Annotated in this window: 19 protein-coding genes and 1 pseudogene; 4 read left to right on the top strand and 16 right to left on the bottom strand. The window is 69.9% G+C overall.

What is annotated here, in order from left to right:
* On the bottom strand, positions 1-1,385 hold a 1,385-nt coding region (locus tag I5731_RS16805; protein WP_197312558.1), incomplete at its 3' end, for an aldehyde dehydrogenase family protein.
* A gap of 276 nt (positions 1,386-1,661) precedes the next feature.
* On the opposite strand from I5731_RS16805, the gene I5731_RS16800 reads away from it, so the two are divergent.
* Positions 1,662-2,363 (top strand): GntR family transcriptional regulator, encoded by a 702-nt coding sequence (locus I5731_RS16800; protein WP_197312557.1) that lies wholly within the window; start codon positions 1,662-1,664, stop codon positions 2,361-2,363.
* A gap of 202 nt (positions 2,364-2,565) precedes the next feature.
* On the opposite strand, the gene kdgD is transcribed toward I5731_RS16800, so the two are convergent.
* The 10 genes from kdgD to I5731_RS16750 all read right to left on the bottom strand — a co-directional run bounded on the left by kdgD (position 2,566) and on the right by I5731_RS16750 (position 13,704).
* Positions 2,566-3,468, bottom strand: a complete 903-nt coding sequence (gene kdgD / locus I5731_RS16795; protein WP_197312578.1) for a 5-dehydro-4-deoxyglucarate dehydratase — start codon at positions 3,466-3,468, stop codon at positions 2,566-2,568.
* A 28-nt stretch (positions 3,469-3,496) separates the two neighbouring features.
* On the bottom strand, positions 3,497-4,207 hold the full coding sequence (locus tag I5731_RS16790; RefSeq protein ID WP_197312577.1) for a ribonuclease activity regulator RraA: 711 nt from the start codon (positions 4,205-4,207) through the stop codon (positions 3,497-3,499).
* Between the two features lie 27 nt (positions 4,208-4,234).
* Positions 4,235-5,983: an L-arabinonate dehydratase gene (gene araD, locus I5731_RS16785; RefSeq protein WP_197312556.1), complete on the bottom strand. Its 1,749-nt coding sequence runs from the start codon at positions 5,981-5,983 to the stop codon at positions 4,235-4,237.
* Positions 5,980-6,963, bottom strand: coding sequence for a 2-hydroxyacid dehydrogenase (locus I5731_RS16780; RefSeq protein ID WP_197312555.1), 984 nt, complete (start codon positions 6,961-6,963; stop codon positions 5,980-5,982). Before I5731_RS16780 ends, araD begins: the two co-directional genes overlap by 4 nt.
* Positions 6,960-8,594: an ABC transporter ATP-binding protein gene (locus I5731_RS16775; protein ID WP_197312554.1), complete on the bottom strand. Its 1,635-nt coding sequence runs from the start codon at positions 8,592-8,594 to the stop codon at positions 6,960-6,962. The genes I5731_RS16780 and I5731_RS16775 overlap by 4 nt, the downstream gene beginning before the upstream one ends.
* Positions 8,587-9,519: an ABC transporter permease gene (locus tag I5731_RS16770; RefSeq protein WP_407941850.1), complete on the bottom strand. Its 933-nt coding sequence runs from the start codon at positions 9,517-9,519 to the stop codon at positions 8,587-8,589. The genes I5731_RS16775 and I5731_RS16770 overlap by 8 nt, the downstream gene beginning before the upstream one ends.
* 10 nt (positions 9,520-9,529) lie before the next feature.
* A complete protein-coding gene (locus I5731_RS16765) occupies positions 9,530-10,444 on the bottom strand; it encodes an ABC transporter permease (protein ID WP_197312552.1) in 915 nt (304 codons plus the stop codon).
* Positions 10,445-10,565: 121 nt separating this feature from the next.
* Positions 10,566-12,074, bottom strand: coding sequence for an ABC transporter substrate-binding protein (locus tag I5731_RS16760; RefSeq protein ID WP_197312551.1), 1,509 nt, complete (start codon positions 12,072-12,074; stop codon positions 10,566-10,568).
* A gap of 258 nt (positions 12,075-12,332) precedes the next feature.
* Complete coding sequence (locus I5731_RS16755) at positions 12,333-13,253, bottom strand: NAD(P)/FAD-dependent oxidoreductase (protein ID WP_197312550.1); 921 nt, start codon at positions 13,251-13,253, stop codon at positions 12,333-12,335.
* The gene (locus I5731_RS16750; protein WP_197312549.1) at positions 13,243-13,704 is read right to left on the bottom strand and encodes an Rrf2 family transcriptional regulator; all 462 of its coding nucleotides are present in this window, start codon (positions 13,702-13,704) and stop codon (positions 13,243-13,245) included. The genes I5731_RS16755 and I5731_RS16750 overlap by 11 nt, the downstream gene beginning before the upstream one ends.
* A gap of 176 nt (positions 13,705-13,880) precedes the next feature.
* Here I5731_RS16750 and I5731_RS16745 point away from each other — a divergent pair, with 176 nt between their 5' ends.
* Positions 13,881-15,635 carry an ABC transporter ATP-binding protein gene (locus I5731_RS16745; protein WP_197312548.1) on the top strand — a complete coding sequence of 585 codons (1,755 nt, stop codon included), beginning with the start codon at positions 13,881-13,883 and terminating at the stop codon, positions 15,633-15,635.
* 36 nt (positions 15,636-15,671) lie between these two features.
* Here the strand turns inward: I5731_RS16745 and I5731_RS16740 are convergent, their stop codons facing one another.
* Positions 15,672-16,049, bottom strand: coding sequence for a VOC family protein (locus tag I5731_RS16740; protein WP_197312547.1), 378 nt, complete (start codon positions 16,047-16,049; stop codon positions 15,672-15,674).
* Positions 16,050-16,251: 202 nt separating this feature from the next.
* A pseudogene (locus tag I5731_RS16735) lies at positions 16,252-16,416 on the bottom strand (dihydrodipicolinate synthase family protein); the annotation flags it as partial.
* 168 nt (positions 16,417-16,584) lie between these two features.
* On the opposite strand from I5731_RS16735, the gene I5731_RS16730 reads away from it, so the two are divergent.
* Positions 16,585-16,905 (top strand): hypothetical protein, encoded by a 321-nt coding sequence (locus I5731_RS16730; RefSeq protein WP_197312546.1) that lies wholly within the window; start codon positions 16,585-16,587, stop codon positions 16,903-16,905.
* A gap of 85 nt (positions 16,906-16,990) precedes the next feature.
* Here the strand turns inward: I5731_RS16730 and I5731_RS16725 are convergent, their stop codons facing one another.
* Positions 16,991-17,923, bottom strand: coding sequence for a dihydrodipicolinate synthase family protein (locus I5731_RS16725; protein ID WP_197312545.1), 933 nt, complete (start codon positions 17,921-17,923; stop codon positions 16,991-16,993).
* Positions 17,924-18,129: 206 nt separating this feature from the next.
* Between I5731_RS16725 and nagA the strand changes: the two genes are divergently transcribed.
* Positions 18,130-19,287, top strand: a complete 1,158-nt coding sequence (gene nagA, locus I5731_RS16720) for an N-acetylglucosamine-6-phosphate deacetylase (protein WP_197312544.1) — start codon at positions 18,130-18,132, stop codon at positions 19,285-19,287.
* Between the two features lie 13 nt (positions 19,288-19,300).
* Here nagA and I5731_RS16715 read toward each other — a convergent pair whose 3' ends face one another.
* Both I5731_RS16715 and I5731_RS16710 read right to left on the bottom strand, forming a co-directional pair.
* A complete protein-coding gene (locus tag I5731_RS16715) occupies positions 19,301-20,656 on the bottom strand; it encodes a sigma-54-dependent transcriptional regulator (protein ID WP_197312543.1) in 1,356 nt (451 codons plus the stop codon).
* Between the two features lie 24 nt (positions 20,657-20,680).
* Entirely contained in the window at positions 20,681-22,459 is a 1,779-nt protein-coding gene (locus I5731_RS16710; protein ID WP_197312542.1) for a sensor histidine kinase, read from the bottom strand.
* Between the last annotated feature and the right edge of the window lie 209 nt (positions 22,460-22,668).

The raw sequence follows: 22,668 nt of genomic DNA, 5'->3' as shown, positions 1-22,668 counted from the left end.
TAGCGGCCCTGCTCGCGCGAGCCGAAGCTCGAGCCCTTGCGGCCGCCGAAGGGGACGTGGAAGTCGACGCCGGCGGTGGGGAGGTTCACCATCACCATGCCGGCCTCGGCATTGCGCCGGAAGTGCGTGGAGTACTTCAGGCTGGTCGTGCAGATGCCCGACGAGAGGCCGAACGGCGTGTCGTTGGCAAGCTGCAGCGCCTCGTCGTAGTCCTTGACCCGGATCACGCTCGCGACGGGCCCGAAGATCTCCTCGCGCGAGATCCGCATCGCGTTGGTCGCCTCGGTGAAGAGGGCCGGCTGCAGGTAGAAGCCGGGCGTCTCGCGGTTCAGCCGCTCGCCGCCGAAGGCGAGCGTCGCGCCCTCTTTCCGGCCGATCTCGACGTAATCCTGATCCTGCGCGAGCTGGTTCGGGTCGACCACCGGGCCGATGTGGGTGCCGGCCTTCAGCGCGTCGTCGACGACGAGGCCTTTCAGCTTCTCCGTCACGGCGGCGACGAAGCGGTCGTGGATGCCCTCCGTCACGATGAGGCGCGACGAGGCGGTGCAGCGCTGGCCGGTCGAGAAGAAGGCGCCGTTGACGGCGCAGTCGACGGCGACGGCGAGGTCGGCGTCGTCGAGCACCACCAGCGGGTTCTTGCCGCCCATCTCGAGCTGGAACTTGCGCATATGCTCGACACAGGCCGCGGCGACGCGCTTGCCGGTCGCGACCGAGCCGGTGAAGGTCTGCGCGGTGACGTCGGGGCTGTCCAGCATCGCCTGGCCGACCACCGAGCCCTTGCCCATGACGAGGTTGAGCACGCCCTTCGGCAGGCCGGCCCGGTGGAGAATGTCGACGATGGCCCAGGCGCAGCCGGGCACCAGCTCGGCCGGCTTGAACACCACGGTGTTGCCGTAGGCGAGCGCCGGGGCGATCTTCCAGGCGGGGATGGCGATCGGGAAGTTCCACGGCGTGATGATGCCGACGACGCCGACCGGCTCGCGCGTCACCTCGATGCCGACGCCGGGGCGCACGCTGGGGATCGCCTCGCCGGCGAGTCGCAGCACCTCGCCGGCGAAGAAGTCGAACACCTGCGCGGCGCGCACCGTCTCGCCGATGCCCTCGGCAAGCGTCTTGCCCTCCTCGCGCGACAGCAGCCGGCCGAGCTCGTCCTTCCGGGCGAGGATCTCGTCGGCGGTCTTGCGCAGGATCTGGTGGCGCTCGAGGATGCCCGAGCGCGACCACTTCGGGAACGCCGCCTTCGCCGCCGCGATCGCCGCCAGCGCGTCGTCCTTCGACGCCCGCGCGTACTCGCCGACGACGTCGTTGGTGTCCGACGGGTTGATGTTGGCGACGCCCTCGCCGCCCACCCACGCGCCGTCGATCAGGTTCTGGTGCAATGTCACGTCAGGATCTCCTCGTGTGTTTCGGGTCTTCGCGGGGCTGCCCCCTCCCTGTCCCTCCCCCGCTTCGCAGGAGAGGGGACGCAGGAGGTTAGGGCGCTCGCCTGATCGGCACTTCGGTTCGGTACGAATTTCGTTTTGCGAAGGCCCTCTCGCCCATCGTCCCCTCTCCTGCGAAGCGGGGGAGGGACAGGGAGGGGGCCTCCCACGGCACGACCCTCCGTCCCCGCTTCCGTCGCCCCCAAATCTAATATATTAGTTTCGGGCAGGAGGCCCCGCATGCTGCAGTTCGACGTTCCCAAGTCTTCCGACCGGCTCGACCGTCGCCGCTCCGTGGTGGGGCAGATCTTCGACGTGCTCAGGGCGGAGATCATCGCGCTGCAGCTGGCGCCCGGCAGCGCGATCTCGCGCAGTGCGCTCGCCGAACGGTTCGGGGTCAGCCTGACGCCGATCCGCGAAGCCTTGCTGCGGCTCGAGCAGCAGGGCCTCGTCGAGGTCTATCCGCAGTCCGGCACGCTGGTGTCGCTGATCGACGTGCGCCAGGCGCACCAGTCGCAGTTCCTGCGCATCGCCGTTGAGATGGAGGTGAGCGAGCGCATCGCCAGCAACCCCTCCGCCTACGATCTCTCGGAAGTCGGCGCGATCCACGACGAGATGGTGTCGATCTGGCGCAAGACAACCGAGCCGCGCGCGATCCGCTCGCCGGACCAGAGCTTCCACGCCGCGATGTGCGACGCGGTCGGCCAGCGCGAGCTCTGGGACCTCGTCGTGGCGCGCAGCGGCAACATCGACCGCATGCGCTCGATCCACATCTATCCCGGCAAGGTCGAGCAGATCCTGCGCGAGCACGGCAACCTGCTCGACGCGCTGCGCGCCGGCGACGTCGCGGGCGCCCGGGCGACGATGCGGCTGCACCTCAGCGGCACGCTCCGGGCGATCGACGAGCTGAAGGCGACCTATCCGCATTATTTCCTCGCGTGAGGTGGTTGGCCCCTGCTGCATCTGCGCGTGGGGCTCACCCCTCACCCCAACCCTCTCCCACAAGGGGAGAGGGGGCCTGCCGGTGAATGGGGCGATGCCGTTTTCCCAAGCCAGCGCCGTCGTCGCCCCCTCTCCCCTTGTGGGAGAGGGTTGGGGTGAGGGGTAGGCCACGACCTCCGCCCCTCGATCCCCCCGCGAACCCTCAGTTCGCCGACCCGACCAGCGCCTTCAGCATCGCCTCTTCCTCGTCCGTCAGGTCGAGCAGGGGCGTGCGCACCTTGCCGGCGTCGAAGCCGCGCAGGCGGACGCCGGCCTTGATCGCGGCGACGGCGTAGCCCTGGCGGCGCTCGCGCAGCTTCATGAACGGGTAGAAGAACTCCGTCAGGATCGTCTCCATCGTGGCGCGGTCGCCGCCGCGCATGGCGGTGAAGAATTTCAGCGCGAGCTCGGGCACGAAGTTGAAAACGGCCGAGGAATAGGTCGTGACGCCGACCGCGTTGTAGGCCTCGGCGAACAGCTCGTGCGTCGGCATGCCGCCGACGTAGACGAGGCGGTCGCCGAGGCGCGAGACGATCTCGCGCACGGCGAGGATGTCGCCGGTGCCGTCCTTGAAGCCGATCAGGTTCGGGCATTCCTCGGCGAGGCGCGCGAGGTGCTCAGCGTCGAGGCGGGAGTTGCCGCGGTTGTAGAAGATGACGCCGATGCCGACGGCGTCGCAGACCGCCTTGGCGTGGGCGTAGATGCCCTCCATCGGCGCTTCGGTCAGGTAGTGCGGCAGCAGCAGCAGGCCGTCGGCGCCGGCGGCCTCGACGCCGCGGGCGATGTCGATCGCCATCGCGGTGCCGTAGCCGCAGCCCGACAGGATCGGCGTGTCACCGGCGACCGATTTCGCGGTCTTCACCGCGGCGATGATTTCCTCCGGGCGCAGCGAGAACAGCTCGCCGGTGCCGCCGGCGGCGAAGAGGCCGGACGCCGGGTAGCCGGCGAGCCATTCGATGTGCGCGGCGTAGGCGGACGGGTTGAAGCGGTCGTCGGCGTCGAACGGCGTGACGGGGAACGACAGGAGGCCGGTGCCGACCTTTGCCTTCAGGGCGTCGGGGGTCATCTGGGTGGTCGCGAGCATGGGGCTCTCCTCAGCGTCCGGTCTTCGCGCGCCAGGCGGCGAAGCGGGGAAGGGTGTCGGGGTCGGTCGGGGGATAGAGGCCGATGATGGTGGCGCCGGCGCGCACCTCCTCGGTGACGAAGTCCTCGAAGGCGGTCATTTCGGTCGCCTCGTCGGCGATCTCGTCGGCGATGCCGCGCGGCACGATGATCACCGCCTCGTCGTCGCCGACGACGATGTCGCCGGGCCAGACCGCGACGTCGCCGCAGCCGATCGGCACGTCGAACTCCAGCGCCTGGTGCAGGGTGAGGTTGGTCGGCGCCGAGGGACGGTTGTGATAGGCGGGCATCTCCATCGCGCCGATCTCGGGGCTGTCGCGGAAGCCGCCGTCGGTGACGACGCCGGCGGCGCCGCGCACCATCAGCCGGGTGACGAGAATGCTGCCGGCGGACGCCGCGCGCGGGTCCTTGCGGCTGTCCATCACCATCACCGCGCCGGGCGGGCAGGCCTCGACGCCGGCGCGCTGCGGGTGGGCTGGATTGCGGAACACCTCGATGCCGTTGAGGTCCTCGCGAGCCGGGATGTAGCGCAGCGTGAAGGCCGGGCCGACCATCGTCAGGCCCTTCGGCGCGACGGGGTGGACGTCCTGGATGGTCTGGTTGCGCAGGCCGCGCTTGAAGAGCGCGGTGCACAGGGTCGCGACGCTGACGCGCGACAGTTTCTCCCGCGTCTGCGGGTTCATGTCATGGCTCATGCTGGCCTCCAGCCTTCAGAAGATGTCGGGTTCGCCGGCGGTGCGGCCGAAGCCGGGCGCGAGGTAGTCGAAGTCGCAGCCCTTGTCGGCCTGGCTGACGTGCTTGGCGAACATCCAGCCGTAGCCGCGCTCGAAACGGTCGGCCGGGCGCTGCCACGCGGCGCGGCGGGCGGCGAGCTCTGCCTCGTCCACCAGCATGTCGATGCGCCGGTTCGGCAGGTCGATCGAGACGATGTCGCCGGTTTTGAGCAGCGCGAGCGGGCCGCCGATGTGCGATTCCGGCGAGACGTGCAGCACGCAGGCGCCATAGCTGGTGCCGCTCATGCGGGCATCCGACAGGCGCAGCATGTCGCGGTGGCCTTCGCGAACCAGCTTCACCGGCATCGGCAGCATGCCCCATTCGGGCATGCCGGGACCGCCGAGCGGGCCGGCGTTGCGCAGCACCATGACGTGGTCCGGCGTCACGTCGAGGTCGGGGTCCTCGATCGCCTTCTTCATCTCCGGATAGCTGTCGAACACCAGCGCCGGCCCCTTGTGGACGTGGAAGCGCGGGTCGCAGGCGGCGGGCTTGATCACGGCGCCGTCGGGGGCGAGGTTGCCACGCAGCACGGCGAGCGAGCCCTCGTGGTAGACGGGATTGTCGAGAGTGCGGATGACGTCGTCGTTGTAGACCGGCGCATCGGCGATCGCCTCGCCGAGGGTGATTCCGGCGACCGTCATCGCCGAGCGGTCGAGCTTGTCGCCGAGGTTGCGCATCAGGCCGAGCAGGCCGCCGGCGTAGAAGAAGTCCTCCATCAGGTAGCCCTGGCCGGAGGGGCGCACGTTGGCGATCAACGGCGTGGTGCGGCCGAGTTCGTCGAGGTCGTCGAGGGTGAAGTCGACGCTGGCGCGACGGGCCATGGCGAGCAGGTGCACGACGGCGTTGGTCGAACAGCCGGTCGCCATCGCCACGGTGCCGCCGTTGCGCACCGAGGCCGGCGTCACGATCTTGTCCGGCGTCATCTCCTCCCAGACCATCTCGACGATGCGGCGGCCGCATTCGGCCGACATGCGGATGTGGTTGGCGTCGGGGGCGGGAATCGACGAGGCGCCGGGCAGGGTGAGGCCCATGGCGTCGGCGATCGCCGTCATCGTCGAGGCGGTGCCCATGGTCATGCAGTGGCCGTAGGAGCGGGCGATGCCGGTCTCGAGGCCGAACCATTCCTGCTCGGAGATGTTGCCGGCGCGGCGCTCGTCCCAGTATTTCCAGGCATCCGAACCGGAGCCGAGCGTCTTGCCGGCATAGTTGCCGCGCAGCATCGGGCCGGCGGGCAGGAAGATCATCGGCAGGCCGGCACTGAGGCCGCCCATGATCAGCGCCGGGGTGGTCTTGTCGCAGCCGCCCATCAGCACGGCGCCGTCGATCGGATGCGAGCGGAGCTGCTCCTCCACCTCGATCGCCAAAAGGTTGCGATAGAGCATGGTGGTCGGCTTCATGAAGCTCTCGGAGAGCGTCACCGCCGGCATCTCGACCGGGAAGCCGCCGGCCTGCAGCACGCCGCGCTTCACGTCCTCGACCCGGTGTCGGAAGTGGGCGTGGCAGGGGTTGAGGTCGGACCAGGTGTTGACGATGGCGATGATCGGCTTGCCGGCCCAGTCGGCCGGGGCATAGCCCATCTGCATGATGCGCGAGCGGTGGCCGAAGCTCCGCAGATCGTCGGGGCCGAACCAGCGCGCCGAGCGCAGGTCTGCCGGCTGCCGGGTCCTTTTGTGACGCGAACTCATCTCTGCAACTCTCGAATGTCGAACGCCGGTGTCTCGATGGCGAAGAGGGGGGAAAGCAGCGGCCGGCCGCCGAACCACGCGGCGAGATTGTCGACCACCATCTGGCTCATGCGGGTGCGCGTCTCGATGCTGCCGCTGGAGTGGTGCGGGTAGAGCACGACGTTGGGGAGCCGGGTCAGGCGCGGGTCGGGGTTCGGCTCGCTGGCGTAGACGTCGAGCGCCGCACCGCGGATGCCGCCGCTCTCCAGCGCCGCGATCAGCGCCGGCTCGTCGACGACGGAGCCGCGGGCGAGATTGACCAGCCAGGATTTCGGGCCGAGGGCGGAAAGCTCCGCAGCCCCGATCAGGCCGCGCGTCGCCGGGCCGCCCGGGCAGGTCAGCACCAGCACGTCGGCGGCGCGGGCGAGGTCTTCGACGCTCGGGTAGTAGTCGAAGTCGACCGGCTGGCGGCGGCGGCCGGTGTAGGCGACGCGCATCTTCAATGCCGTCGCCCGGTTGGCGACCTCGGTGCCGATGCGGCCGAGGCCGACGATGCCCAGCGTCTTGCCCGTCAGCGTCGTCGTGAAGCCCATCATGCCCTGCCGGCCCCAGTCGCCGGAGCGGACGTAGTCGTGACCCTTCGGCATCTCGCGCATCGCCGCGATGACGAGGCCGATGCCGAGGTCGGCGACGTCGTCGTTGAGCACGTCGGGCGTATTGGTGACGGCGACGCCGCGCGCCTTGCAGGCGTCGACGGCGATGGTGTCGGTGCCGACGCCCGAAGAGGCGACGATTTCGAGCGCCGGCAACCGGGCGAGCAGCTCGGCGGTGAAGCCGCGGCCGCCGGTGGTGACGACGGCGCGGATGCGGTCGCCGACGCCGCGCAGCAGCTCGGCCTTGTCGGGGGCGCTGTCGTAGCGGTGCAGGCGGTAGGTCCGGTCCAGCGCCGCCATCTGGTCGGGCAGGATCGGCTGGACGACGAGGGCGTCGATCTCGGTCATGCGACCTCCTCCGGTCGGGGATCGTGGCTGCCGCGAAGGTCCGGGTCGGGCTCGAGGCTCGCGGCGAGCAGGGCGCGGGTGTAGGGGTGCACCGGCGCCTCGAAGATCTGCGCGACGGTGCCGGTCTCGACGATGGCGCCGTCCTTCATGACGATGACGCGGTCGGCGAAGTCGCGCACGACGGGCAGGTCGTGGGCGATGAAGATGAAGGCGACGCCGAACCGGTGGCGGAGATCGTCGAGCAGCCGGATCACCTGGCCCTGCACCGAAACGTCGAGGGCGGAGACCGCCTCGTCGCAGATGATGATGCGCGGCTCGACGGCGAGCGCGCGGGCGATCGCGATGCGCTGGCGCTGGCCGCCGGAGAACTGGTGCGGATAGCGGTCGGCGTGGTCGGGCTTCAGGCCGACGAGGTCGAGCAGTTCCAGCACCCTGGCGCGCCAGCGCTCCTTCGGCAGGATGTCGCGGTGGATGCGCCAGGCCTCCGAGACGATCTGGAAGACGCTCATGCGCGGATTGAGCGACTGGGTCGGGTCCTGGAACACCATCTGGATGTCGCGGCGGAGCGCGAACATCTCCTTGTCGGAGAGGGTGGTGAGGTCACGGCCGCGGTAGATCACCTCGCCGGAATCCGCGTCGTCGAGGCGCAGGATCGCCCGGGCGGTGGTCGACTTGCCGGAGCCCGATTCGCCGACGATCGCCACCGTCTCGCCGGCGTGCAGGTCGAAGCTGACCGCGCGCAGGGCGTGATAGGCGCCGAAGTATTTTTCGAGCTTGCGGACCTCGAGGATCGGCGGCTCGGCGCCGACGCTGCCGGTGCGCATGCCGCCCTGGCCGGGCACCGCGCCGATCAGCTTCTGCGTATAGGGGTGCCTCGGTGCCTTGAAGACGTCGCGGGTGGTGCCGGTCTCCACCACCTCGCCGGCGTTCATCACGATGACGCGCTCGGCCATCTCGGCGACGACGCCGAGGTCGTGGGTGATCAGCAGCAGCCCCATGCCGGTCTCGTCGCGCAGTTGCTGCAGCAGCCGCAGGATCTGCAGCTGCACCGTGACGTCGAGCGCGGTGGTCGGCTCGTCGGCGATCAGCACGTCGGGATCGTAGGCGAGCGCCATCGCGATCATCAGCCGCTGGCGCTGGCCGCCGGAGAACTGGTGCGGATAGGCTTTTGCGCGCGCGGCGGGGTCTTTCAGGCCGACGCGGGCCATCAGTTCGATCGCGCGGGCTTTTGCCGCCGCCGCGGGCATGCCGTGCACGCGCATCGCCTCGGCGATCTGCCAGCCGACCGGGTAGACCGGGTTGAGGTGCGCCAGCGGGTCCTGGAAGATCATCGCGATCTTGCGGCCGTTGACGTGGCGCCGCTCGGCGGCGGGCATGTTGAGCAGGTCGCGGCCGCGGTAGCTGATCTCGCCCGAGGTGATGCGGCCGGGCGGGCAGTCGATCAGGTCCATGATCGCCGAGGCGGAGACCGACTTGCCCGAGCCGCTCTCGCCGAGGATCGCCAGCGTCTCGCCGCGGTCGACATGGAAGCTGACGTCGCGCACGGCCTTGACGCACTTGCCGGCGGAATGGAACTCGACCGAGAGGTTCTTCACCTCGAGGACATGCGGAGCGGGGGCGGCGTCAGCCATTGGCGGCCTCTTTGCGCTGCTCGAGGCGCCAGCGCTGGGTCGGGTCGAGCACCGTGCGCAGCCAGTTGGAGAGCAGGTTGAGCGACATCGTGGTGAGCACGATGGTGAGGCCCGGCCAGAAGCTCAGCCACCAGGCCTGGTTCATGTACGGCCGGCCCTGCGCCACCATCAGGCCCCAGGTGATCTCGGGCGGCTGGATGCCGATGCCGAGGAAGCTCAGCGAGCTTTCGGCGAGCATGACGAAGGCGAAGTCGAGGGTGGCGATGGTGAGCAGCGTCGGCAGCACCATCGGCAGGATGTGCACGAAGGTGATGCGCATGTTGGAGGCGCCCATCACCTTGGCGGCCTGCACGAACATCCGCTCGCGGATCTCCAGAACCTCGGCGCGGGTGGTGCGCAGATAGATCGGGATGCGGGTGATGGCGAGCACCAGCACGAGGTTCCCGACCGCCGGCTCCAGCATGTAGAGCACGATCACGGCGAGCAGCAGCGACGGGAAGCTCATGATGACGTCGGCGAGGCGCAGGATGACGTCGGACATCAGCTTGCGCGAATAGCCGGCGATCAGCCCGAGCGTGCCGCCGATCAGCCCGGCGGAGACCACGGTGAGGAACGCGACCAGCATGGTGTTCTGGGCGGCGACGACGATGCGGGCGAGGATCGAGCGGCCGAGGCTGTCGGAGCCGAGGATCATCAGCCAGCCGTGTTCGAACTGGAACGGCGCGATGTTGCGGCCACGGAAGGCGACCTTGGAGGCGGCGTCGCCGAGCAGGGCCGGGCCGAACACGGCCGAGAACACGACCAGCGTCAGGAAGACGACGGCGGCGGTGGCGAACTTGTCGGCGAGCAGCAGGCTGAGGAGGCCCGGGGGCCGCGTCGGCGTCTCGTCCGCGGTGCCCGTCGCCGGACCGATGGATTGAGTCATGGTCATGGCCTCAGTACCGGATGCGCGGGTCGAGGAAGGCGTAGGTGAGGTCGATCAGGAGGTTCATCAGGAAGATCGCCAGCGAGGTGAGCATGATCGCCGCCAGCACCACGGCGAAGTCGCGCTGCAGGATGCTGTCGATCATCAGCTTGCCGATGCCGGGGAAGCCGAACACGGTCTCAACGACGACGGCGCCATTGAGCAGGCCCGCGGCCTGGTCGCCGGCGACCGTGATCACCGGCAGCATGGCGTTGCGCAGGGCGTGCACGAAGGTGATGGCGCGCTGGCGCACGCCCTTCGCCCGGGCGGTCTTCACGTAGGCCGACGAGAGGGCGGTGATCATCGACGAGCGCACCACCTGCAGGATCAGGCCGAAGGGGCGCACGAACAGCACGCCGATCGGCAGGATCCAGTGCCAGGGCGTCCCAGTGCCCGAGGTCGGCACCCAGCCGAGGGCGACAGCGAAGATGAAGATCGCCATCAGCGCGATCCAGAAGTCCGGCGCGCTCGCAGCGGTGAGCGAGATCACCGAGGAGATGCGGTCGAAGATGCCGCCGACCTTCATGGCGGCTAGCGCCCCGAGCACGATCGCCGCGACCAGCACCAGCGCCATGGTGATGCCGGCGAGCGCCAGCGTCCACGGGAAGGCCTCGATCACCACGTCGAAGGCCGGGCGCTGGCGGCGGAGCGAGTCGCCGAAGTCGAATTGCACGAGGTTGACGAGGAAGTCGCCGAACTGCGCCAGCAAGGGGGCATCGAGGCCGCGCGCCTCGCGAAACGCCTGGCGGACGCTCTCGGGCGCATCGACCGGCAGGTAGAGCGCGGCCGGGTCGCCGGTGAGGCGCGAGAGGAAGAAGACGAGCACGAGCAGCCCGAAGAGCGAGAACAGGCTGAACAGGCTGCGCCTGAGCACGAAGCGGCCCATGGCATGGCTCCTGCCGGCGATCACGGATCGCGATGGAAAAGGCCCGGGCAACGATCCCTTGCCGGGAAGGGGGCCGGGGAGGGTGCCGGGGGCGGGGAGGTCGCCCCCGGCACGTCGCGGATCAGCGGAACTTGATCTGCGACAGCTGCAGTTCGCTGTTGGTGGCGATCGTCGGCTTGAAGTCGAGCCGCGGCCCCACGCGCGAGAAGCCGACCATGTAGAAGAGCGGGATGTCGGCGATCACCGTGTCGTTGACGCGGGTGAACATCTGCTCCCAGAGCAGTTGGCGGTCCTCGCCGCTCGCCAGCGTCGCCTTCTCGATCAGGCCATCGACTTCCGGATCCGACATCGCCGAGTGCACGCCTTCGCTGTGGTGCTTGACGAAGGCGGTGAAGACCGGGTCGCCCTTGGCGTTGTCGTGCTGAGCCTGGACGAGGTTGGGCGCGCGGGGCTCCGGATAGGGCTTCACGAAGTAGCGGTTCCACTCGCCGACGTCGTACATCTGCAGCTTCGCATTGAAGCCGGCCTCGATGAGCATCGCCTGGATGCCCTCCATGACCTCGGTCGCGTTCGGGTAGATGTTGATGCGGCCGATCATCTCGATCTCGGTGTCGACCGGCACGCCGTCGGCCTTCGCCTCGGCGAGCAGGGCGCGGGCGCGCTCGAGGTCGTATGGCCAGGGCTTCAGGTCGTGGGCAAAGCCGATGGTGGTCGGCGGCACCTGCTGGGTCGCCTTCTCGACGCCCGGGGCGAAGATCGTGCCGATCATGGCGTCGCGGTCGATGGCGAGGTTGAGCGCCTCGCGCACGCGGCGGTCGTCGAAGGGCGGCAGCAGCCCGTCGATGCGCAGCGTCGAGGTTTCCGAGTTCGGGTAGCTGAAATCGGTGTCCGGGTTGGTCGCGTCCTGCACGGCGATGTTCGGCGCGATGTCGGCCTCGCCGGTGGTGATCATGGCGGCGGCGACGGCGGCGTCGGTGCGGAAGAGGTAGGTCGCGCCGTCGACGATCGGCTGCTCGCCCCAATAGTCGGCGCTGCGCTCGACCTTGAGGCTCTGGCCGACGTCCCAGCTGACGAGCTTGTAGGGGCCGGTGCCGACGGGGCTGGTGGTGAAGGTGTCGGCGGGATCGCTGTCGGGCTGGATCGGCAGCACCGAGAGCAGCAGCGGCAGGATCGGCGAGGCGGGATCGGTGGTGATCTCGATCGTCGTGTCGTCGACCGCCGTCGTCGTGAAGGTCATGCCGCCGAAGTACTTGCCGCCCGTCTCGCAGCCGAGGCCGGCGTTCTTGTTGCGGTCGATCGAGAAGGTGACGTCGGCGGGGTCGAGGGCGGAGCCGTCGTGGAACTTGACGCCCTCGCGCAGCTTGAAGCGCCAGGTCGCGTCGTTCACCTGTTCCCAGGACGTCGCGAGGCGCGGCTGCAGTTCGGCCTGACCGGGGACGAACTCGGTCAGCGTTTCGTTGATGTTCTGCAGCACGACACGGCCGACGTCCGAGCGGGCGGCCATGCACGGCTCGATCACGTCGAGCACTTCGGTCAGGACGACGGTGACCGATTTCGAATCCTGCGCCACGGCGGGCGTAATGAGGCAGGTCGACGCCATCGCCGCCAGCCCCCAACGAGCGAGTTTCATCCGGTTTCCTCCTCTGTGTGGCCGTTGCCACCGCTAGAGACGTGCGCCGCAAGCGCCGGTGCTTCCGCACTCTCCGTCGACCGAGACACTAATATATTACAATTTCAGTTGCAATCCGGAATCGCTCCAGCCTCGGGTCGATCGGCTTAACGGCATGATCCGGAATGGAAATTTGACAGTGATTGCGGCCGGAACGGCAGTGGGCGCGGCCCTGTCCGGACCGCGCCCACTGCAAATGTCCCCCCTGATCGGATCCCGTCAGGTACCGAAAACCAGCGCCTGATGCAGGTTGGCGCCGGCGAGGACGCCGTCGGCGGAGGCGAGGGTGGCGTTCTGCCGCGCGGTGGTGATGTCGCCCGCGGCATAGACGCCCGCCACCGTGGTGCGGCGCATCTGGTCGACACGGACGATCGGCCCGAACGGGCCGTCGTCGAGGGCGCAGCCGAGGTCTTCGGCGAGCGGGCTGCGCAGCCGCTGGCGCGGCGCCACGAACAGCGCCGCGACCGGCGCCAGCCGGCCGTCGGCGAGGCGCAGGCCGGTCATCGCGGGACCGGTGCCCTCGACGGCGACGACCGCGGCCGGCTCGATCCGGACGCCGGCGCGGCCCAGACGCGCGGCGGCCTCGGCGTCGGGGGACGGCTGGCCGTCGAGGAACAGGGTGGTCGGGCCCCAGTCGGCGACGAGTTCGGCCTTCATCTCCGACATCGGCCCGGCGGCGAGCACGCCGATCGGCCCGCCGCGGAACTCGTAGCCGTGGCAGTACGGACAGTGCAGCACGCTGGTGCCCCAGCGCTCGGCGAGGCCCGGCAGCGGCGGCATCTCGTCGTGGACGCCGAAGGCGAGCAGCAGCTTGCGCGCGGTGAGGCGCTCGTCGCCGTCGCCGAGGGTGACAGTGAAGCCGCCCGCGTCCGGCGCGGCGCCGCGCACTTCCGCATCGCGAAAGCTGACGCACGGGTAGGCGGCGAGCTTGTCGCGGGCGGCCTTGATCATCGCGCGCGGTGCCATGCCGTCCTGGCCGAAGAAGCCGTGCGCGGCGGGGGAGAAGCGGTTGCGCGGCGTGCCGCTGTCGACGACGCAGATCGGGCGGCCGGCGCGGGCGAGCTGCATCGCGCCGGACAGGCCGGCGTAGCTGCCGCCGATGACCACGGCATCGAAGCTGGACGGGGTGTCATGACGCATGGGTCTGGTCCTCGAGGCTGGCGCCGCGCTCGGCGAGGCGGCGGTTGAAGTCGTCCGAGAGGGCGGCGAGGGTGACGCCGGCGAGGTGCTGCTCGAAGACGGCCGCCATCTCGGCGAAGGCTGCGTCGAGACGGGCGTTGACGGCCTGCTCGACGAGGCAGCCGGGCATCTCGGTGCGGTGGCCAAGGGCGATGGCGGAGGGCTCGCCGACGGCGCGGTAGATGTCGGCGAGGGTGGTGGCCGCCGGGTCGCAGGCGACGGTCCAGCCGCCGCCCGGGCCGCGCGCCGCCGTGACGAACCCCGCCTCGCGCAGGCCCCCCATCACCCGGCGCACGACGACGGGGTTGGTGCCCATCATCGCGCCGAGTTCCTCGGAGGTGGCGGGGCGGCGCATGAACAGCATGTGCAGCAGCACATGCAGGATGCCGGAGAGCTTGCTGTCGCGTTTCATGTAACTTCATATGTTACAAATCGGCGGGCAGCGCAAGAGGAGGCTCAGGCCCGCGCGGCCCGAGGTGCCGCGTCTGCTGCCGCGGCATGCGGAAACCTGAGATTCACATTCCAATTTGACAGCCGAGCGACTAAACCGTCGTCTGGCTCGGCCGGCCGTCGCCGGCGGTTTCGAACATGGTCATCGGCAAGGGGTCCGGCGTGCTGCGCGACTTCTTCTCCTACTACCGGCCGCATCGGCGGCTGTTCCTCGTCGATTTCGGCTGCGCGGTGCTGTCGGGGCTGCTGTCGCTGGTGTTTCCGCTCGCCGTGACCGGTTTCGTCGATCGGCTGCTGCCGAGCGGTGATTTCCGGCTGATCCTGCTCGCGACCGTCGGCTTGCTCGCGGTCTACGTGATCAACGCCGGGCTGATGGCGATCGTCACCTATTGGGGCCACGTGCTCGGCATCCGGATCGAGACCGAGATGCGCCGGCGCGCCTTCGACCATCTGCAGCGGCTCTCCTTCCGCTTCTTCGACACCGAGAAGACCGGCCACATCGTCGCCCGCCTCACCAAGGATCTCGAGGAGATCGGCGAGGTGGCGCACCACGGCCCTGAGGACCTGTTCATCGCAGTGATGACGTTCGCCGGGGCGCTGGCACTGATGTTCTACGTCCACGTCGAACTCGCCCTGGTGACCACGGCGATCGTGCCGCTCGTCGTGTTCCTCGTGATGCGCTACGGCCGGGCGATGACGCTGAACTGGCAGGCGCAGTTCGGCCGCGTGGGGGCGTTCAACGCCCGCATCGAGGAGAACGTCGGCGGCGCGCGGGTGGTCAGGGCGTTCGCCAACGAGGAGCACGAGCGGGCGCTGTTCGCGGTCGAGAACCGGCTCTACATGACGACCAAGCTGAAGGCCTACGGCATCATGGCCGCGAGCCTCGCGCTCAACTACCTCGGCATGCGCCTCGTCCAGATCGCCGTGCTGCTGGCGGGCGCCTGGTACGTCTCGGTCGGCGACCTCAGCGTCGGCGGCTTCGTCGGCTTCCTGTTGCTGATCAATGTGTTCTACCAGCCGATCGAGAAGATCGCCGCCGTGGTCGAGACCTATCCGAAGGGGATCGCCGGCTTCTCGCGCTACCGCGACCTGCTTGCGACCGAGCCGGACATCGCCGATCGTCCGGACGCCGTCGCGGTCGAGGCGGTCCGGGGCGGCGTCGGCTTCGAGGGCGTCGGCTTCGGCTACGATCCGGGGCGGCCGATCCTGAAGGGCGTCGACCTCGTGGTGCGGCCCGGCGAGACGGTGGCCTTCGTCGGCCCGTCGGGCGCCGGCAAGTCGACGCTGCTGTCGCTGGTGCCGCGGTTCTACGACGTCGGTGCGGGGCGCATCACCATCGACGGCCGCGACGTGCGCGACTTCACGCTCGCCTCGCTGCGGCGCCAGATCGGCATCGTGCAGCAGGACGTGTTCCTGTTCGCCGGCACGATCGGCGAGAACATCGCTTATGGCAGGCTCGGCGCGACCGAGGAGGAGATCATGGCCGCCGCCCGGCGCGCGCGGCTCGGTGAGATGATCGACTCGCTGCCCAACGGGCTCGGCACGGTGGTCGGCGAGCGGGGCGTGCAGCTCTCGGGTGGGCAGAAGCAGCGTGTGGCGATCGCGCGCGTGTTCCTGAAGGACCCGCCGATCCTGATCCTCGACGAGGCGACCTCGGCGCTCGATTCGGAGACCGAGCACGCGATCCAGGCGGCGCTGTCGGAGCTGTCGCAGGGACGCACGACGCTGGTGATCGCGCACCGGCTGGCGACGATCCGCCATGCGGACCGCATCGTCGTGATCAGCGACGGCCGCGTCGCGGAGCACGGCGACCACGACCGGCTGGTCGCGGCCGGGGGCCGCTACCGGCAGCTCGTCGAGGCGCAGGCGCTCACGCTCGCGGGGGCGAGCTGACCGGACCGGCGCGGTGACGGATCGGGGCGGGGCGGCTCAGCCCCGCGGATCGACCATCGTGGCGATCCACCAGGTGGTGCCGCAATCGTCGACGACGCCGCCGCGGCGGTCGCCGTCACCCTTCTCGGCTACCGCCTGGGCGACGGTGGCGCCCGCTTCGAGCGCGCGCTCGAACACGGCGTCGACGTCGGAGACGTAGACGTGCACCTGTGCCTCGGGTCCGCCCGGCATCTCGCCGATCATCACCACTGTGTCGTCGATGCGCACCTCGGCATGGCCGACCCGTCCATCGGGGCGCCGGTGCTCGTAGGTCAGCTTGCCGCCGAACACCTGCTTGATGAACTTGACTGCGACCGGCAGGTCGGCGACGACGAGGTAGGGCGAAACGCTGTTCTGACCTTCGGGTTTGTACACGGCTAGGCATCCTCCGGGGCTCGCGTGTCTGACGCGCCCACTTCCAGCCGGTGTCACCAACCCCCGCGTGCCGCGGAGCCTGCCGGAATCCGGCGGAGACACTGGCCGAAGTCGACACGCCGCCGCTTCACGCCCCGGGATACGATAGCTGCGTGCATTAAGTTTCGCCAGTTGGCTAAAAAACGTGCCCGCCGGCTGCGCGTCAGAGCTTGGCCCGCGGATCGCGGCGCGCAAGGCGCGCGAGCAGGTAGTCTACCTCGGCCCGTGCCGCGGCGGTAAGGCTGGAGCCGGGGTTGCGCTGGGCGTCGCAGGCGATGGCGCCGCGGCGCATCAGCACGTATTTGCGCACCGCGAGGCCGACGCCCTGCTAGCCGGGAAGGCAAAACTATTGCAAACTCCACGTGTCGCGCCCGCGATCTTCCGCTGCCCCAACTTCTGGCGTGCACCACCTGATGTTGAAAAAGAAAATTGAGCTCGGCAACCACTAACAGATGTTCCTCAAAAAAACCTCAATCATCTAATCCGAGTATTAATTATGAAAGCCAAAGAGACAATTATCGCATGGACTCCAAATACCGAGCATTATAACAGTTATGCAACCAAGGGGCTTGTAAAGGTGGGTCCTCTCATCGCCGATGGAATGCCTGATTGGACTTCTGGATATCGCATGACTGGCGGGGCTGCTTACATAAATATTCGATCCATCGAAGGATGGCAAGCAAAAGCTATGGTTCTAACGGAATTTGTGACAATAGTTGTCCGAGATTTAGTCGATCCAGCTGTTGCTCATCGTGCTTTTATCGAAATTGACGAGTATGCTGAAATTATCGCTGAAGATATAGAAGGTGCTCGGTAGTTTCTCGATGATTTTTTTCGAATTGATAGTTTTGTCTAATTAATTCATAGAAGAAATTCTCTTTCTGTACTATCGCTTCGTTTAGTTATTCAGCCAAGGCCCTGCGCGGATCGCGGCGCGCGAGGCGCTCGAGCAGGTAGTCTACCTCGGCCCGTGCCGCGGCGGTGAGGCTGGAGCCGGGGTTGCGCTGGGCGTCGCAGGCGATAGCGCCGCGGCGCATCAGCACGTATTTGCGCACGGCGAGGCCGACGCCCTGCTGGTGCTCGTAGCGCATCAGCGGCAAATGGGCGTCGAACAGGTCGTGCGCCGCCTCGCGGTCGCCGGCCTTCGCGAGGTCGACGAGCTCGACCAGCATGTCGGTGAAGGCGTAGCCGGTCATCGCGCCGTCGACGCCGCGCTCCATCTCGAAGTCGAGGAACAGGCCGCCGTTGCCGCAGAGGATCGAGATCGGCTTCAGCGCGCCTTCGGCCTGCCAGGCGCGCAGGCGGCTGATCTTCTCGAGGCCGGGCCAGTCCTCGTGCTTCAGCATCACGCAGGAGGCATGGTTCTCGAAGATGCGGCGGATGACGCCCGGCGTCATCACCACGGTCAGGGTCAGCGGATAGTCCTGCACGCAGACGGGGATGTCGTCGCCGATCGCCTCGATCGCCTGGGCGTAGTAGGTGACGATCTGGTCGTCGGTGCGCAGCGCCGGCGGCGGGGCGATCATCACGCCGGCGGCGCCGAGGTCCATCGCGTTGCGGGCGAGCCAGCGCATGGCGGCAAAGCCCGGCGCCGAGACGCCGACGATCACCGGTACGCCGGCGCGTTTGACCACCTGCCGCGTCACCGCGAGCGACTCTTCCGCCTCGAGCTTCGGCGCCTCGCCGAGGATGCCGAGGATGGTGAGGCCGGTGACGCCGGCGCCGAGGTAGTAGTCGGTGAGGCTGTCGATCGAGGCGGTGTCGAGACGGCCGTCGGCGGTGAACGGGGTGGCGGCGATGGCGTAGACGCCGGCGGCGGTGTGATCGAGACGCATCAAGGCGGTCTGGTCCTTCCTGGGCTGGGCGGGGCGGGCCGGAGACCGGCGCCGCCTCCGGCGGCGGCGCCACCATGGCGCGGCGCGCCGCGAAAGAAAACGTCGCTGCCGCTTCGTTCAGACGATAGAAACGCTGCGGACGACACTCGCCGAACGGCGCCGCACTGCGCGGCCGCCCGCCGCGACGACCACGGACGGCCATCCCCATGCCCCATGATGCCCTCGTCGGCGCCCGGATCTTCGACGGCGACACGATCCGCGACCGCTCCGCCGTGCTGATCGACGGCGGCCGGATCGCCGCCATCGTGCCCGCCGACGCGGTGCCGGACGACGCCCGGCGAACCGACCTCGGCGGCGGCTGGCTGGCGCCGGGCTTCGTCGACGCGCAGGTGAACGGCGGCGGCGGCGTGCTCTTCAACGATGATCCCTCGCCGGAGGGCATCGCCGCGATCGCCGCGGCGCACCGGCGCTTCGGCACCACCGCGCTGCTGCCGACGCTGATCACCGACGGGCCGGCGGTGATGGCCGCGGCGATCGCGGCGGTCGCGGTCGGCAGCGTCCCTGGCGTGATCGGGCTGCACCTCGAGGGGCCGCATCTCGCCCCGGCCCGCAAGGGCGCCCATCTCGCCGAGCTGATGCGGCCACTCGGCGACGACGACGTCGAGGCGCTGATCGCGGCGCAGGCCCGGGTCGGCCTGCTGATGCTGACGCTGGCGCCCGAGCAGGCGCCGCCGGCGCTGATCCGGCGCCTCGCCGATGCCGGCATCGTGGTCAGCCTCGGCCACAGCGATGCGAGCTACGACGACGCCGTGGCGGCGTTCGCGGCCGGGGCGCGCTGTGCGACGCACCTCTTCAATGCGATGAGCCCGCTCGGCCACCGCGCCCCGGGCCTCGTCGGCGCGGCACTCGACGCCGGCGACGTCTGGTGCGGCGTGATCGCCGACGGCCACCATGTGCATCCCGCCAGCCTCGCCGTCGCGATCCGGGGCAAGCGCGGGCCGGGGCGCTGCTTCCTCGTCACCGATGCGATGTCCACCGTCGGTGCGGACGGGGACAGCTTCGTGCTCAATGGGCGTACCGCGCGGCGCGAGGACGGACGTCTGGTGCTCGGCGACGGCACGCTGGCGGGTGCGGATCTCGACATGGCGTCGGCGGTGCGCTTCTGCACCGAGCGGCTCGGCGTCGACGTCGAGGAAGTGCTCCGGATGGCGTCGCGCTACCCGGCCGAGGCGCTCGGCATCGGCGACCGCTTCGGCCGCATCGCGGCGGGCCGCGCGGCCGATCTGGTCCATCTCGACGACGGGCTGCACGTGCAGGCGACCTGGATCGGCGGCGTGCGGGACGGCGAAGCGGCGCCGGCCTGATCGGGCGCCCTGATCACGAGCGCGGCCGCACCAGGCCGTATTTCGCCATCTTCTCGTTCAGCGTCCGCCGCGGCACCTTCAGCGTTTCAACCACGGCCTGCACCGAGCCGCCGTGCTCGGCGAGCGCCGCCTCGATCAAGCGGCGCTCGTAGCTCGCGACCCGCTCGGCGAGGGAGGCGGAGGCAGCCGTCGGCGGCTGGCCGCGGCGCAGGATGCGGGCGACCGAGCCGCTGGCGCTGAGGCCGAGGGCGAAGCGCTCGGCGACGGATTTCAGTTCGCGGAGGTTGCCGGGCCAGTCGTGCGCCAGCAGCGCCTCGACGTCGTCGGTGCGCACCGGCGGCGGCTCGCGGCCGTGGCGGCGGGCGGCCTCGGTGAGGAAATGCTCGAACAGGAACGGCACGTCCTCGCCGCGCTCGCGCAGCGGCGGCAGGGCGAGGCTGGCCGTATTCAGGCGGTAGTAGAGATCGGCGCGGAAGCCGCCGCTGCCGCTCTCGGCGCCGAGATCGGCCTTGGAGGCGGCGAGGATGCGGACGTCGAGGACGATCGGCCGGTTGGAGCCGACCCGCTCCACCACCCGCTCCTGCAGCACGCGCAGCACTTTGGCCTGCACCAGCGCCGGCATGCTCTCGATCTCGTCGAGGAGCAGCGTGCCGCCGTTGGCGTGCTCGAACTTGCCGATCCGGGTGGCGCGCGCGCCGGTGAAGGCGCCGGCCTCGTGGCCGAAGAGTTCGCTCTCGACGAGTTCGGAGGGGATCGCCGCGCAGTTGACGGCGACGAAGGGGCCGGCGCGGCGCGGCGACAGGGCGTGCAGCGCCCGCGCGGCCACTTCCTTGCCGGTGCCGGTCTCGCCGTTGATGACGACGTCGACGGCGATCGGGCTGAGTTCGAGGATCGCCCGGCGCAGCTCGGCCGCGGCGGGCGAGATGCCGAGCACGCGGGTCTCGAGCTCCGCCTCGCCGCCATCCAGCCGGCGGCGAAGCTGGGCGAGTTCGCGCTTCAGCCGGCGCTGCTCGGCGGCGGTTGTGAGGACCGAGGCGAGGTGGTCGGGATCGTAGGGCTTCTGCAGGAACTCGAAGGCACCGCCCTTCACTGCCTCCACCGCCATCGGCACGTCGCCGTGGCCGGTGATCAGCACGACGGCGGCCTCGGGGCAGGCGGCGCGCAGGGCGCGCAGGAATTCGAGGCCGGAGCGGCCGGGCATGCGCACGTCGGTCAGCACCACGTCGGGATCGCCAGCGATCGCCATGCCGAGCCCCTCGGCGGCATCGGCGGCGGTCGAGACCGCAAAGCCCGACAGGCCGAGGAATTCGGCGAGCGAGTCGCGCACCATCGCGTCGTCGTCGACCACGAGCACGGAAACGGGCGGCATCGGATCTCCTCGGTGGCGGGGGGCTCAGCCGGCGGCGGCGCGCGGCAGGTGGACGGTGAAGGTGGTGCCGGTGCCGGGGACGCTGGCGACGGCGATGCGCCCGCCGATCTCCGCGACGATGCCGGCGGAGATCGACAGGCCGAGGCCGAGGCCGCGGCCGGCTTCCTTGGTGGTGAAGAAGGGGTCGAACAGCTGCGCGATCACCTCGGCCGGCATGCCGGCGCCGGTGTCGGAGACGGCGATATCGACGGCGTCCGCGCCGGCCTCGACGGCGATGGTCAGCCGGCGCACGGCGCTCGCCTCCATGGCGTCGAGCGCATTGGCGAGGAGATTGACGAAGACCTGCTCCAGCCGGATCGGATTGGCGGCGACGACGAGGCCGTGGCGCGGGCCATGGCGCTCGACCGTGACGCCGTCGGCCTCGAGGCGATGGGCGAGCAGGCCGAGCGCGGCGTCGACGGCGGCGAGTGGATCGACCGGCGCGACGCCGGCGGTGTCTTTCCGGGCGAAGCTGCGCAGATGGTCGGTGAGGGCGGCGAGGCGGTCGATCATGCCAGCCATGCTGGCGATGGTGCGGGCGATCCGTTCCGCGCCCTCGGGTCCGCCGCCGCCCGGCCGCGCCGCGTCGCGGGCGGCGACGATCTTCAGGCTCGCCGCGCTGGTGCGCAGCGCCGCGATCGGCTGGCTGATCTCGTGCGCGATGCCGGCCATGGTCTGGCCGAGGCTGGCGAGTTTGGCCGCCTGGACGAGGCCGACCTCGGCGCGGCGGCGCTCGGCGACCTCGGCCTCGAGGCGGGCGTTGACGGCGCGCAGCTCCGTCGTGCGCTCGGCGACGCGGCGCTCCAGCACCTTGGCGGCGCGGGCGACCGCGAGGTTGGCGCGGCGGCGCTGCCAGCCGGCGAGGCCGGCGAGCAGCAGGCCGCCGGCGAGCAGGGCGGCGAGCACCGCCATGGTGAGCGCACGGCCGGTCACCTCGGTGAACGGCGTGAAGTAGAGCAGGCGCCAGTCATGCGAGGGCAGGCGGATGGCGTCGAGGATCGCCGCGCCCTCCGGATCGCCGCCGGCGAAGGTGACGCGCTCGGCGCCGCGCCAGCGGTCGCGCCGGGCGAGCACGGCGTCCTCGCCGTCCGCGAGTTGCCGGAAGCGCCAGTCGGGCCGGGTCGAGAGCAGCACGGTGCCCGCCTCGTCGACCACCGCGATCTCCTCGCCCGAGCGCCACCAGATCGCCTCGAGCTCGCCGAGGCTGACCTTGGCGACGGCGACGCCGAGCATGGTGTCGCCGTCGTCGACGCGTTGGGCGAGGAAATAGCCGGGGAGGTTGGTGGTGAGCCCGACGGCGTACATCCGCGCGCTGCCGCGGGCGATGGCGCCGGCAAAATACGGCCGCTGCGACCGGTCGGCGCCGACCAGCGTCTCCAGCGACCACCAGTTGCCGGCGGCGAGGATGCGGCCCTCCGGGTTCATCACGAACAGCTCGTCGGCGGCGGCGCTGTCCTCGAGCCGGGAGAGGTGCGCGTTGGCGGCGGCGACGGCCAGCGGATCGTCCGGCGCACGCAGAACGGCGCGCACCTCGCGCGCCTGCGCCACCACGGTGGGCAGGAAGCGGTAGCGCTCGACGATCATCTCCAGCGTGCTCTCGAAGCTGCCGAGCCGCAGTTCGGCGCGCTCGCGCGCGGCGTCGATGTCGCCGGCCAGCGTCACCTCGAAGGCGGCGTAGGCCGCGGCCGCGACCACCAGCGCGCCGGCGGCGGTGAGCAGCAGCGCACGGGGGGAGGGGCGACGGAGGCGCGACGATGGGACCATGACGGCGTTAGAGCGCGTTCCGCGACGGCTGACCAGTCCCCTCGGCCCTTCATCGGCGGATTTCCGCCGACGGGCCGGCCTGCATCGGCGAAAATCCGCCGACCCGATTAGGCTTAGCCGGCCGCGGGAGCGGCGCAACGGCGGATTTCCGCGATTTATTAAGGGGTTCGCAATCTGGCACAACGGCTGCAAAATGGAGGGCCGATCAT

The sequence above is a fragment of the Methylobrevis albus genome (genome assembly GCF_015904235.1).
In the GTDB taxonomy this organism is placed as follows: domain Bacteria; phylum Pseudomonadota; class Alphaproteobacteria; order Rhizobiales; family Pleomorphomonadaceae; genus Methylobrevis_A; species Methylobrevis_A albus.
This window is presented reverse-complemented; position numbering and strand designations above follow the sequence as displayed.

Bases quoted from the DNA above. Each gene is read 5' to 3' on its own strand.
- I5731_RS16800 (WP_197312557.1), top strand. From the start codon at position 1,662: ATGCTGCAGTTCGACGTTCCCAAGTCTTCCGACCGGCTCGACCGTCGC.
- kdgD (WP_197312578.1), bottom strand. From the start codon at position 3,468: ATGACCCCCGACGCCCTGAAGGCAAAGGTCGGCACCGGCCTCCTGTCG.
- I5731_RS16790 (WP_197312577.1), bottom strand. From the start codon at position 4,207: ATGAACCCGCAGACGCGGGAGAAACTGTCGCGCGTCAGCGTCGCGACC.
- araD (WP_197312556.1), bottom strand. From the start codon at position 5,983: ATGAGTTCGCGTCACAAAAGGACCCGGCAGCCGGCAGACCTGCGCTCG.
- I5731_RS16780 (WP_197312555.1), bottom strand. From the start codon at position 6,963: ATGACCGAGATCGACGCCCTCGTCGTCCAGCCGATCCTGCCCGACCAG.
- I5731_RS16775 (WP_197312554.1), bottom strand. From the start codon at position 8,594: ATGGCTGACGCCGCCCCCGCTCCGCATGTCCTCGAGGTGAAGAACCTC.
- I5731_RS16770 (WP_407941850.1), bottom strand. From the start codon at position 9,519: ATGACTCAATCCATCGGTCCGGCGACGGGCACCGCGGACGAGACGCCG.
- I5731_RS16765 (WP_197312552.1), bottom strand. From the start codon at position 10,444: ATGGGCCGCTTCGTGCTCAGGCGCAGCCTGTTCAGCCTGTTCTCGCTC.
- I5731_RS16760 (WP_197312551.1), bottom strand. From the start codon at position 12,074: ATGAAACTCGCTCGTTGGGGGCTGGCGGCGATGGCGTCGACCTGCCTC.
- I5731_RS16755 (WP_197312550.1), bottom strand. From the start codon at position 13,253: ATGCGTCATGACACCCCGTCCAGCTTCGATGCCGTGGTCATCGGCGGC.
- I5731_RS16750 (WP_197312549.1), bottom strand. From the start codon at position 13,704: ATGAAACGCGACAGCAAGCTCTCCGGCATCCTGCATGTGCTGCTGCAC.
- I5731_RS16745 (WP_197312548.1), top strand. From the start codon at position 13,881: ATGGTCATCGGCAAGGGGTCCGGCGTGCTGCGCGACTTCTTCTCCTAC.
- I5731_RS16730 (WP_197312546.1), top strand. From the start codon at position 16,585: ATGAAAGCCAAAGAGACAATTATCGCATGGACTCCAAATACCGAGCAT.
- I5731_RS16725 (WP_197312545.1), bottom strand. From the start codon at position 17,923: ATGCGTCTCGATCACACCGCCGCCGGCGTCTACGCCATCGCCGCCACC.
- nagA (WP_197312544.1), top strand. From the start codon at position 18,130: ATGCCCCATGATGCCCTCGTCGGCGCCCGGATCTTCGACGGCGACACG.
- I5731_RS16715 (WP_197312543.1), bottom strand. From the start codon at position 20,656: ATGCCGCCCGTTTCCGTGCTCGTGGTCGACGACGACGCGATGGTGCGC.
- I5731_RS16710 (WP_197312542.1), bottom strand. From the start codon at position 22,459: ATGGTCCCATCGTCGCGCCTCCGTCGCCCCTCCCCCCGTGCGCTGCTG.